Raw genomic sequence first — 11482 nt, forward strand, 5'->3', positions numbered from 1 at the left:
GTTCTGAAACTGAAATCATTCTGGTTTTACTGGCTGCGCCACACGTCGGCGATGTTCTTGTCGAACATCGTCGCGATCGACAGGAGAGCGGCGTCGAGGTCCACGTTGTCGGGATCGACGAGGGCCTGGAGGTGGATGCCGAGGAGTGCTCCGTTGAGCGCGACGGCGGCGGCGCGTTCCTGCTCGGCGGCGACGTCGGGATCCACGTCCGCCGGACGTCGCAGGCGCAGCAGGACCTCGATTCCCTCGCGCCGCCGGGAGAAGAACTCCCGGTACTGCTCGTGCACGACACCCCGGTCGCCCAGCGCTTCGACCAGGATCATGAACACCAGCGCCGAGTTGCCGCTGCGCAGCAGCTCGGCGGTCTCTCCGAACACCTCGGTGAGCGACGGGACGGACTCGTAGCGCTCGGCGGGCCAGATCCGTTCGATCACGCGCTCGACGACGGCCATCACGAGACCGTCCTTGTTCTTGAAGTGCCACGGGATCGAGCCGCGGCTTATGCCGGACCGCTTCGCGATGTCCACAAAGGACGTGCGGTCGAAGCCGCGTTCGGCGAAGAGCTCCTCGGCGGCGTCCAGGATGCGGCGGCGGCTCTCCTCGCCGATCTCGTCGATCCGGCGCGGCCCAGGGGAGTTCACGGCGGTCATCGTACGACTCGCGCGATGTCGTGAAGCACGTGACGCGCACCGAAGATCAGGACGACGCCCGCGAGGACGGAGGCGGCCGGTGCGACCACGGCGACAGCGGTCCGCACACCCCAGAACGACTCGGCCACGCCGGTGAGCAGCGCGCCACCGAGCCCGCCGACGAGTGCGAGGTAGATGCCCACCAGTCCGAACGCCGTCGCTCGGATCTCGGGCGGTGTCACCGAGGCCACGACGAGGCTCAACGGGATGATGCCGGCGAAGGTCATGCCCTGGGTGACCATCCCGATGACGACGTAGGTCGTGACGTCCGGTGCGTACGCCTGCACCGCGAACCCGATGCCCAGCAAGGTGAGTGCCACGGCCGCCAGGTGGACGCATCCCTTGGGGCTGCGCCGGAACAGGCGATCGCTCAGGGACCCGCCGAGCGCCGCGCCTGCGAGTCCGCCGACCGCGCAGACGGACGTGATCACGCCACGGGCCGCGGCGCTCTGCCCGAGGTGGTCTTCCAGGACGAGGTTCAGGTAGATCGGCACCGTCGTCACGCACATGCCGAACGCGCCCAGCGCGACCATCACGAGGACGAACGTCCGGATCTTCCTCAACCGCGTGAACGCGCCGCGCGGCGGCACCGCTGACCGTCCCCGGTCCGGTTCCGGCAGGCGTAACGCGGCCAGCCCGAGCAGGAGCGCCGGTATGGCGAGGAACGCGAACGCCCAGCGCCACGGCTCGTGCTCCTCGGGGATCACCGCCGCGAAGGCCGCGGCCAGGAGAGGGCCGGTCACGATGCCCAGTGGCTGACCGCCGCGGTGCAGGCCGAGCACCCGGCCACGCCCGGCCGGCGGATAGGCGTCGACCAGGAGTGACGCCTGGATCGGTCCCTCGTTGGCCTTGCCGATGCCCGCGACGACGCGGATCACGGCTGCCTGCCAGAGGTTCTGCACAAGGCCGAGCACGCCGGCCGCCGCTGCCCACGCGAGGGTGCACAGCCCGGCGATCGTGGTGCGGCGGTGCCGGTCTCCGAGCAGGCCCAGCGGTAGTGCGGCGAGGGAGACCATGACCCCGGCGAGCGCGCCGACGACGGCGATCGCGGCCGCGCTGATGCCGAGCGACTCCCTGATCTCCGGTGCGAAGACCACGAACATCACGTTGTCGGCGCTGTCGAGCACCTGCAGGCCGACGAGGACACCGAGCGTCGAGCGCCCGCCTGCGGACAGGACCTCGCCGAGCGTCATCGGGGAGTCCGCCTCTGTCGGCGGGACTGTGCCGACGTGACCTTCTTCTGACTTCGAACCCATGCTGAGCAGGCTACTGTGTTGGTCAGCACAGTGTCATCACTCCAACATAGAGAGGTGATCCCATGAGGGACTGGACGGGTTCGGTCGCCTTCATCACCGGCGGCGCCAGAGGAATCGGCCTGGGCATCGCGCGTGCGCTGGGCAGGCGGGGCGTGAGCCTCGCGCTGGCGGACGTCGACGAGGCCGCGCTGTCCCGCAGCGCTGAGGAGTTGTCGCGGTTGACGGTCGTCGAGACCTACCGGCTGGACGTGCGCGACCGTGCCGCGTTCGCCGTGACCGCGGACGAGGCCGAAAAGGCGTTGGGGCACGTCGACCTGTTGTTCAACAACGCCGGCATCGTGCCGTTCTCGACTGCGGAGGAGCTGCGCTACGACAAGTGGGATCTGGCCCTCGCCGTCAACCTGTCCGGCGTGATCAACGGGATTCAGACGTTCCTGCCGCGCATGATCGAGCGCGGTGCGGGACACGTCGTCAACACCGCGTCGGGTGCGGGGCTCGTGGCGGACCCGAACGTGCTGTACGTGACCACCAAGTTCGCGGTGGTCGGCCTCTCGGAGTCGCTGCGCCTGGCCGTGGCCAAGCACGGCATCGACGTCAGCGTGTTGTGCCCCGGTCCCGTCGACACGGACATCGTGCGGAACACCCGGTTGTCGGACGGGGGAGCCGCCGTGGCGTTGCGCGATGACCTCGTGCCCGCTGTCGAGGCGTTCATCAGGAGCGGTCCCGGCGTCGACGCCGTGGGAGAGATGGTCGTGGCGGGGGTGGAGGCCCGGTCACCGTGGATCTTCACCGGCGAGGAGATCCGCCCTCACCTGGAGAAGCGGATGGCCGCTCTCCTGGGATCCCTCTGACACGGCGGTGTCACCCCGTGGCGGCGGCGAGCTGACGACGCATCCGGCCGAACAGCTTGGCGTTGTTCATGGCGAAGATGCCGACGGGCTGGCCGGAGCGGCGGAACTCGGCGACGAACTTGCGGTCGTCCGGCGAACCGTCGATCACGGCGATCTCGTCAGCGCCTGCCGTCTCGCCCGCGATCTGCAGACGGACCCCGTACTGGTCCGACCAGACGTAACCGGACGGCCGGAAAGTCTCGATCGTCGCGCCCGCAAGGAGGTTGCGGACGGCTACGACAGGTTGTTCCGAGGCGTTCGTCCAGTGCTCGTGGCGGACGTGACCGCCGAGAGGGGTGCGGTATCGGGCGACGTCGCCGACCGCGACCACCGACGGGATCGACGTGACGCAGCCGGTGTCGCACAGCACTCCGTTGTCGAGCGGGAGGCCCGATCCGCGCAGCCAGCCGGTCGCCGGTTCCATGCCGATGCCCGCCACCACGACGTCGGCGGGGAGGTGGGAGCCGTCGCGCAGCACGACCCCGGTCACCCTGGAACCGTTGTGCGCGAAGGCGGCGACGCCGACGCCGAGGCGCAGTTCGACGCCGTGGTCCGTGTGCAGATCGGCGCAGAGCGCGCCCAACGTCGCCCCGAGCGCGCGTTCCATCGGCACCGGGGCAGCCTCGACGACCGTCACGTCGAGGTCCAGCGCACGGCAGGTGGACGCGACCTCGGCCCCGATCCAGCCGGCGCCGACGACCACCACGCGGGCGCCGGGACGCAGATCTGCTTGCAGCGCAACGGCATCGTCGAGAGTGCGCAGGGTGTGCACGCCACTCATGGCAGCGGTGCCGGGCAACGCGCGCGGACGGCCGCCGGTGGCGATCACCAGTCCGTCCGTGCGCACGATCTCGCCACTCGACAGGTGCACCGAGCCCGTGGACGGGTCGACACGATCGGCACGGACCCCGAGTTTCCACTCGGCCGCGAAGTCGTCGTCGGAGAGCGCGAGTTCGGCTGCGGGAAGGGTGCCCGCGAGGAACGCCTTCGTGAGCGGCGGCCGGTCGTAGGGAGCGTGGACCTCTTCGCCGATCACCACGATGCGACCGTCGAAGCCCTGCTTTCGCAGCTCCTCCACGGAACGCAGGCCGGCCAGCGACGCGCCGACCACGGCGACCGTCCTCATGCGACGGCCTCGCGGCTCCGCGTGTCCACGTAGATCATGCCGTCCTGCACCACGACCGAGTACGTGCGCACCGGCTTCTTGGCCGGCAGGCAAGTCGGGACGCCGGTGCGGAGGTCGAAGAGGGCGGCGTGCAGCGGGCATTCGACGAAGCAGCCCTCCAACCAGCCCTCGGAGAGCGAGGCGTCTTGGTGGCTGCAGGTGTCGTCGATGGCGTAGATCTCGCCGTCCGCGTTGAAGACGGCGATCGCGACCTCGCCGGAAATACGCATCGACTCACCCACGGGCAGGTCGTCGACGGCGCAAGCGGTGATCATCTAAAACCCTCCGTTGCGTATTACGGAACACGATGTGCGATACGCAACAGCAGGATGACTCAGGACGGGGAAGTGCGTCAAGGAGCGTTTGGGCTGATCAACCTGTTGTTTTCATCGGTTAACGTTGCGTCATGGGCAACAACGGGGAGGGGCGCGACGCGGCGCTCGTGCAATCGGTCGATCGGGCGGTAGCCGTTCTGGAGCTGCTGGCCCGCAACGGTGAAGCGGGGATCACCGAGATCGCCGCCGAGCTCGGCGTGCACAAGTCCTCGGCGTCCAGACTTGTTTACACACTTCAGGCCCGTGAACTGGTGGAGCAGGACGGCGAACGCGGCCCCTTCCGGATCGGCATCGGCATGCTCCGCTTCGCCGGTGCGGTGACCGGTCAGCTCGACTACGTGCGGGTGGGCGGCCCGGTCTGTTCGGCGTTGGCGGAACGGCTGGGAGAGACCGTCAACATCGCGGTCCTCGACGACGACGTCGCCCTCAACGTGAGCCAGGCGCGCGGAAGCTCCGCGGTGGCGGCGCAGAACTGGGTCGGTCAGCGCACGCCTCTGCACGCCACGTCGAGCGGCAAGGTCCTGCTGGCCGCGGCCTCGCCGGAAGATCAGGAACGCGTGCTGTCCGGCGACCTGCAGCCCTGTGCCCCGCGCACGATCACCGATCCGGTGCGGTTGCGCACCGTCCTGCGGCGGACGGCCGAGGACGGGTTCGCGACCTGCATGGAGGAGCTGGAAGCCGGGCTGCACGCGGTCGCGGTGCCCGTGTTCGGTTCACACGGCGACGTGGTCGCGGCGATCAGCGCCGCCGGCCCTGCCTACCGGCTCTCGCAGAAGCGCATGCCCGAGGTCGTCGAGGAGCTGCGGACGGCGTCGCGCGACCTGTCCGTCCGCATGGGGCATCCCGTCTGACACGCGTTCCCGAACGCGACGAGCCCCCGGCCCTCCGCCGGGGGCTCGTTGCTGTTTCAGGGCTGTGACCACCCGGTACGTCAGCGTTTCGGATGCCTCCGTCCGTGCGACAGGGGCTTGACAACGCCTCGAACTGGCCGCACCGTGATGCCCTGCAGTTGCATAATGCGAACAACGTTGCGTATTACGGAACTCGCTCGGAAGGGTCGGCCCGTTGTCACTCTCCGCTTCCAGCCCAGTCGTTTCTGGCACAGTCCTGGATCAGAACCTCGGCGACCTCGACCCCGAGGTCGCCACCGCGATCCGCGCCGAGCTGCACCGCCAGCAGTCGACGCTCGAGATGATCGCCTCCGAGAACTTCGCGCCCGTGGGAGTGCTGCAGGCGCAGGGATCGGTGCTGACGAACAAGTACGCCGAGGGCTACCCGGGACGCCGGTACTACGGCGGGTGCGAGCACGTCGACGTGATCGAGGCACTGGCGATCGAGCGCGTGAAGGCTCTCTTCGGTGCAGAGCACGCGAACGTCCAGCCGCACTCGGGCGCGCAGGCCAACGCCGCGGCGATGGCGGCGGTGCTCCAGCCCGGTGACACGATCATGGGGCTGGACCTGGCGCACGGCGGTCACCTGACGCACGGGATGCGGATCAACTTCTCCGGCCGGCTCTACAACGTCGTGGCCTACCACGTGGATCGCGAGTCCGGCCGCGTCGACATGGCCGAGGTCGAGCGGCTGGCGCTGGAGACCAGGCCGAAGCTGATCATCGCCGGCTGGTCCGCCTACCCGCGGCAGCTCGACTTCGCCGAGTTCCGCCGGATCGCCGACGCCGTGGACGCCAAGCTCATGGTGGACATGGCGCACTTCGCCGGCCTGGTCGCGGCGGGACTGCACCCGAGCCCCGTGCCGTTCGCCGACCTGGTCACCACCACCACGCACAAGACGCTCGGCGGTCCCAGAGGCGGAGTCGTGCTGTGCACGAAGGAGCTGGCCAAGAAGGTCGACTCCACGGTGTTCCCCGGCCAGCAGGGCGGGCCGTTGCAGCACGTCATCGCGGCCAAGGCGGTGGCGTTCAAGATCGCGGCGGGTGAGGAGTTCCGCGAACGTCAGCAGCGGGTGCTGGAGGGTGCCCGGATTCTGGCCGAACGGCTCGCGCGACCCGACTGCGCGGAGGCCGGGGTGAAGGTCCTCTCCGGGGGCACCGACGTGCACCTCGTTCTGGTGGACCTGGTCGAGTCCTCATTGGACGGCAAGCAGGCCGAGGACCGGTTGCACCGCATCGGGATCACGGTCAACCGCAACGCGGTCCCGTTCGACCCGCGCCCGCCGATGGTCACCTCCGGCCTGCGCGTCGGCACGCCCGCGCTGGCCACCCGCGGCTTCACGGCCGAGGACTTCGCCGAGGTCGCCGACATCATCGCCGCCGCGCTCAAGCCTTCGTTCGACGAGACGGCCGAGGTGGACCTGTCCGCCCGTGTCGCGTTGCTGGCCAAGAACAACCCCCTCTACCCGCACCTCTGACGAGTCAGGAGAAGCAAGTGGCACATGCGGTGAACGGTGTCGTGGCGGCGGGGCGCGGAGCCAAGGTCTCGGTCGAGACCATCCTCGTGCCGGACCCCGGCCCCGGCGAGGCACTGGTGAAGGTCCAGGCGTGCGGCGTCTGCCACACCGACCTGCACTACCGCGAGGGCGGCATCAACGACGAGTTCCCGTTCCTGCTGGGCCACGAGGCCGCGGGTGTCGTGGAGGCCGTCGGCGACGGCGTGACCGACCTGGCGCCGGGTGACTTCGTCATTCTGAACTGGCGCGCGGTGTGCGGCTCGTGCCGTTCGTGCCTGCGGGGGCGGCCGCAGTACTGCTTCAACACCCACAACGCTTCCCAGCCCATGACGTTGGTGGACGGCACCCCGTTGTCGCCGGCACTCGGCATCGGCGCGTTCGCGGAGAAGACGCTCGTCCACAGCGGACAGTGCACGAAGGTCGACCCGAGGGCACCGGCGGAGGTCGCGGGCCTGCTCGGCTGCGGTGTCATGGCGGGCATCTGGCCGACCTCGCGCACCTGTTCGGCTGGGGCGACCCGCTGACCATTCCCTCCGACTACACGAGCTGGGTGGCGAACCCGGGATCCGGTTTCTTCCCCACCCTGCGCCACGAACTCCCCGCCGGCTCGTGGTTCGACACCTGGAACATCACTGTTTCCGCGCTGTACCAGCGAATCAGGAGCGAGTTCTCATGATCGTGACCATCGTGGTCTTCGTCCTGCTGGCGGCCCTGTTCATCGGCCTGGCAGCGTACGTCCTGCGCAGGATGCGCCACCTGCCGGTGCACCGGTTCGCCGTGGTCACCCGCAGATGGGTCTTGCCGCAGCCGAACCTGTCGCCGGAACAGGACGTGCTGCGACGCACGCACATCAGGCGAGGTGGGCAGGTGCTCCCGCTGTGGCCGTGGCTGTACGACATCCGCGAGCACGACTACGTCAGCGTCCCGGTCGGCACTGTGGGGCTGGTCAAGGCCAGGATGGGCGCCAGCGTGCCCGCGAGCCGGGAGCTGGCCACGCACGTCGAGTGCGACCACTTCCAGGACATCGCGAAGTTCCTCGCCCACGGCGAGAAGGGTGTGCAGCCCGCGCTCCTGCGGGGCGGCGAGCAGTACGCCATCGCCCCGGAGCTGTTCGACGTGTACACAGTGGACAATCTGCCTGACGACTTCTCGGTCAAGGACAAAGACCTGCACCTCCTGTCGGTCGACGGCGAGGACGTCGGGGTCGTGATCGTCACCGGCGCACCGCCTCCCGACGACCTGGACCTGCCCGCACCCTCGGTGGAAGGCCACGAGAACTTCCAGAAACCGTGGGTGTTCCTGGCCAACGGCGGCCGTAGCGGGCCGCAGACCGACATCCTGCCGGGTGGCGCGAAGTACGCGATCAACCCGCTGTTCGCCAGGGTCGTGCACATCCCGACCCGTGAGCTCACCCTGACCTGGGGTGAGAAGTCCGGGAGCGAGGACCGCTACGACTCGGAACTCGGACCGCTCCGAGTGACCATCCAGGGTTTCGAGCTGGAGGTCGACCTGAGCCAGACGCTGTCCATCCCGCCACACGCCGCGCCTCACCTCGTCAAGCGGTTCGGCGAGGAAGCCCAAGGTGACGTCGGCGACCGCAAGTCCACGGCCGTGAAGCGGTTCGTCGGCAGGGTGCTCGGGGAAAAGGTCAAGGGCTACTTCACCGAACGCACCAGCGGCGGCGAGATCGACAAGTTCATCCACGGGCTCGCCGACGTCCGCGTAAAGCTGATGATCCAGATCAGCCAGGCGCTGTCCGAGCTCCAGGTCAACGCCCGAGAGACGACGATCGGCGCGATCCGGTTCGCCTCCGACGAGCTCAACCACGAGTACCGGAAGTTCGTGCAGCGGGAGCAGCAGTTCCGGCAGCTCGAGCAGGAGCTGGCGAACCAGCACGTGATCAACGACATCCAGCGCAAGCAGCTGGAGGTGCGCAGGGAAGAGCTCATCGCCCACGAGCAGGCGCTGTCCGACCTGTACGGACTCGATCGCCGCGCACTCGAGCGGCTCCAAGCGATCATCGGCAGCGCCAACCAGCCGACCGTCATCGTCAACGGTGGTGCGACAAGCGCCGTCCCCATCGCGCCGCAGCGGCCCGCGGAGCGGATCACGGTGCCCACGTTCGACCCCATGACGGAGCTCGACGTGTTCGACATCAGCCCGGGTGTGCTGCCGCCCGCGGAGGGAGGGAAGAAGCCAGGTGACGCGACATGAGCCGGCCAGACCGGTGCTCGGCATCGATCTCGGCACCACCTACACGTGCGTGGCCACGATCGACCGGCGAGGCGAGGTGGTGCTGCCCAACTCCGAGGGCGAGTCGATCACGCCGTCGGTGGTCTACTTCGCCGAGGACGGCACAGCGCTGGTCGGGAGCGAGGCCGTGGCTCGCCGCGACCAGGAGCCGGGCCGGGTCGTCTCCCTGATCAAGCGCGAGATGGGCAGGGCAGAGGTCACGGTGGACGCGGCCGGCAGGAGGTACCACCCGCAGCAGGTGTCGGCGGTGATCCTGATCAAGATCGTCCAGGACGCCCTGCGGCACCTCGGTCTCCCGGTGCCGGAGACCGGGCCGGTGGCCGACGCGGTCGTCGCCGTTCCCGCCTACTTCGGCGCGCCGAGCGCAAGGCCACCGCCCAGGCGGCCCAGCTGGCCAGGCTCAACCTGCTCGACCTGGTCAACGAACCCGTCGCGGCGGCCGTGGCCCACGATCTGCACCGCGGCGGCGAGCGCACCGCGATGGTGTACGACCTCGGCGGCGGGACGTTCGACGTCACCGTCATCCGGGTGGAGCCGGACAGCCCGGCCAAGGTCGTGGCCATCACCGGGGACCACCGGCTGGGCGGAGCGGACTGGGACCGGCGACTGACCTCGCTCATGCTGTCGCGGGCCAACTCCGCGGACTCACTGCGCCGCGACCCGAAGCTGATGGGCGGTCTGATGCGGCAGGTGGAGCAGCTCAAGATCGCCCTCACCGGCGCCGACCGGCACTCCACCCTGATCCAAGGCCCCGGCGGCGCGGAACAGGCCGTGACGATCACCCGTGACGAGTACGAGGAAGCCACGGCCGACCTGCTCGACCGCACCATCGAACTGACCCGCGACGCGCTCGAGCTGGCACGGCGGCACGGCGTCGAGAAGATCGACGATCTGCTGCTGTCCGGTGGCATGGCCCGCACCCCTGCCGTGGCACGAAGGCTCGCCGAGGAACTGCCGGAGCTGCCGCCCGCCCTGCTGGCCCACGACGCCGACCACACCGTCGCCAAGGGTGCGGCACGGTTGGCGTGGCGTGCCCTCGGACATGACGACGGCGACGAGATCGGCACCGTCACGGCGAAGGGATACGGGGTGGCGGTGGTGCGCGACGACGCCGATCCCGGGCGCGGGCACGGCGTGCTGTGGGTGATCCCGCCCGGCGCCGACGTCCCTTCCGTGCGGCACCACGAGGTGTGCACGATCCGGGACGGCCAGCGCCGCATGGTCATCCGCGTCTACGAGTCCGCCACCGGATTCGTGCTCGACGACCTGGCCGACGATCCGGCGGACCACGTCAGCCTGGTCGAGGGCGAGATCGCCGGCCTGCCCGCCGGTTTGCCGAAGGGCGCGCGGGTGGAGATCGGCTTCGAACTGGGCGGCAACGGTGTCCTGCAAGTGCACGTCCGCGCACACAACGCCAGCCTGCGGCTCGAGGCCGAGGTGGCCGGGGCGATGTCCGAGGACGAGATGAGCGCACCGCTGCCCGGAATCTGCCGCTGACATGACGGCGTTCACCGATGAGTCCTATGTGGACGATGTACTCGTGCCCGTTCAGGGCGGGTGGTCGCCGCACCGCAACTACTTCCGGGTGTACCGGCTTCCGCCACACCCCGCACAGTCCGATGTGGACAGGGCGCTCGCTGATCTACCCGCGTGGTGGGCGCGCCCGAGTTGCGTCAGTACGCCGTGGCCTGCGAACGCCTGCACTCCTCCCACGCCACGGCCACCGCGGTGCTGGGCGATCCCGCGAGCCGTGCCCGCCACCGGGAGTCGGTCGAGCGCGACCACCAGGTGCTCGTCGAGGTCGTGCGCCACCGCCTGCACGGGGCGCCCGCCATGACCGAGGAGGACGTCGCCGCGCTCGTGCGCTCAGCGGCAGGCAGGTGGAGCAGACCGGACGTCATGGCAGCACTGGAAGCCGCCGGTGCAGTCGTGCGTCAGCCCGTCCCGCTGCCACAACCGGTGCAGCCCAAGCGATGGCCGACGCTGCGGGAGCACCTGGCCGACCTCTCGCACATGTCGTTGTGGGAGTACCTGTCCCGCACCCCGGAACTGCGTGGCGCGGACACCACGGCGGCCCAGGTGGAGGCACGGCGACAACGCTTGCGCGTTTCTCGCGGCCGGGCGGCGGACGCCGAGCGGGGCGTTCTCGCGCTCGTCCGCCTGTGGGCGGTGGAGCCGGGCGGTCTGGCCGCGGCACTCGCGCACGAGCTGGTGGCCGACCTGACCGCGGCTGTCGTGTGCGGCTATACGGCAGTACGGGACATGGCAGAACCCCAACGGTGTGCGGCGGCGGGCCTGTCCTCCGACCCCGAGGCTGTCGCGTACGCGGTGTGGGTCGCCCGCGACGAGGCGTCGTGGAAGGAGGCCTACTTCGCCGCGACTGTCGCGCACCGGCTGCCCGACGCGCTGGACGTGCTGGAGTCGCGTCCGCTGTCCGAGTCGTGGGCACGCGTCCGGGACGGGCTGAGATCGAAGGTCGACCGGCTGC

Annotated in this window: 10 protein-coding genes and 2 pseudogenes; 8 read left to right on the top strand and 4 right to left on the bottom strand. The window is 69.6% G+C overall.

Annotated elements, in window-relative coordinates:
• Positions 1–26: 26 nt before the first annotated feature.
• The gene (locus FXN61_RS22370) at positions 27–641 is read right to left on the bottom strand and encodes a TetR/AcrR family transcriptional regulator (protein ID WP_167976004.1); all 615 of its coding nucleotides are present in this window, start codon (positions 639–641) and stop codon (positions 27–29) included.
• A gap of 5 nt (positions 642–646) precedes the next feature.
• A complete protein-coding gene (locus FXN61_RS22375) occupies positions 647–1945 on the bottom strand; it encodes an MFS transporter (RefSeq protein WP_167976005.1) in 1299 nt (432 codons plus the stop codon).
• A gap of 62 nt (positions 1946–2007) precedes the next feature.
• On the opposite strand from FXN61_RS22375, the gene FXN61_RS22380 reads away from it, so the two are divergent.
• Positions 2008–2796 (top strand): SDR family oxidoreductase, encoded by a 789-nt coding sequence (locus tag FXN61_RS22380; protein ID WP_167976006.1) that lies wholly within the window; start codon positions 2008–2010, stop codon positions 2794–2796.
• A gap of 10 nt (positions 2797–2806) precedes the next feature.
• Here the strand turns inward: FXN61_RS22380 and FXN61_RS22385 are convergent, their stop codons facing one another.
• Positions 2807–3961 carry an NAD(P)/FAD-dependent oxidoreductase gene (locus FXN61_RS22385; protein ID WP_167976007.1) on the bottom strand — a complete coding sequence of 385 codons (1155 nt, stop codon included), beginning with the start codon at positions 3959–3961 and terminating at the stop codon, positions 2807–2809.
• On the bottom strand, positions 3958–4275 hold the full coding sequence (locus tag FXN61_RS22390; RefSeq protein ID WP_167976008.1) for a bifunctional 3-phenylpropionate/cinnamic acid dioxygenase ferredoxin subunit: 318 nt from the start codon (positions 4273–4275) through the stop codon (positions 3958–3960). Before FXN61_RS22390 ends, FXN61_RS22385 begins: the two co-directional genes overlap by 4 nt.
• 131 nt (positions 4276–4406) lie before the next feature.
• On the opposite strand from FXN61_RS22390, the gene FXN61_RS22395 reads away from it, so the two are divergent.
• From FXN61_RS22395 to FXN61_RS22425, 7 genes and pseudogenes are all read left to right on the top strand, one after another.
• The gene (locus FXN61_RS22395) at positions 4407–5186 is read left to right on the top strand and encodes an IclR family transcriptional regulator (RefSeq protein WP_188135358.1); all 780 of its coding nucleotides are present in this window, start codon (positions 4407–4409) and stop codon (positions 5184–5186) included.
• A gap of 214 nt (positions 5187–5400) precedes the next feature.
• Entirely contained in the window at positions 5401–6702 is a 1302-nt protein-coding gene (glyA, locus tag FXN61_RS22400; protein ID WP_376770701.1) for a serine hydroxymethyltransferase, read from the top strand.
• A 17-nt stretch (positions 6703–6719) separates the two neighbouring features.
• A pseudogene (locus tag FXN61_RS22405) lies at positions 6720–7223 on the top strand (alcohol dehydrogenase catalytic domain-containing protein); the annotation flags it as partial.
• 190 nt (positions 7224–7413) lie between these two features.
• On the top strand, positions 7414–8955 hold the full coding sequence (locus FXN61_RS22410) for an SPFH domain-containing protein (RefSeq protein WP_167976009.1): 1542 nt from the start codon (positions 7414–7416) through the stop codon (positions 8953–8955).
• A 13-nt stretch (positions 8956–8968) separates the two neighbouring features.
• Positions 8969–9334: pseudogene (locus tag FXN61_RS54455) on the top strand (Hsp70 family protein); the annotation flags it as partial.
• 74 nt (positions 9335–9408) lie between these two features.
• Positions 9409–10491: an Hsp70 family protein gene (locus FXN61_RS22420; protein WP_281360581.1), complete on the top strand. Its 1083-nt coding sequence runs from the start codon at positions 9409–9411 to the stop codon at positions 10489–10491.
• A 153-nt stretch (positions 10492–10644) separates the two neighbouring features.
• Positions 10645–11482 (top strand): hypothetical protein (locus tag FXN61_RS22425; RefSeq protein ID WP_167976010.1); only part of this gene is annotated, 838 nt, incomplete at its 3' end.

It is taken from the genome of Lentzea indica, from assembly GCF_012184385.1.
Lineage (GTDB): Bacteria > Actinomycetota > Actinomycetes > Mycobacteriales > Pseudonocardiaceae > Lentzea > Lentzea indica.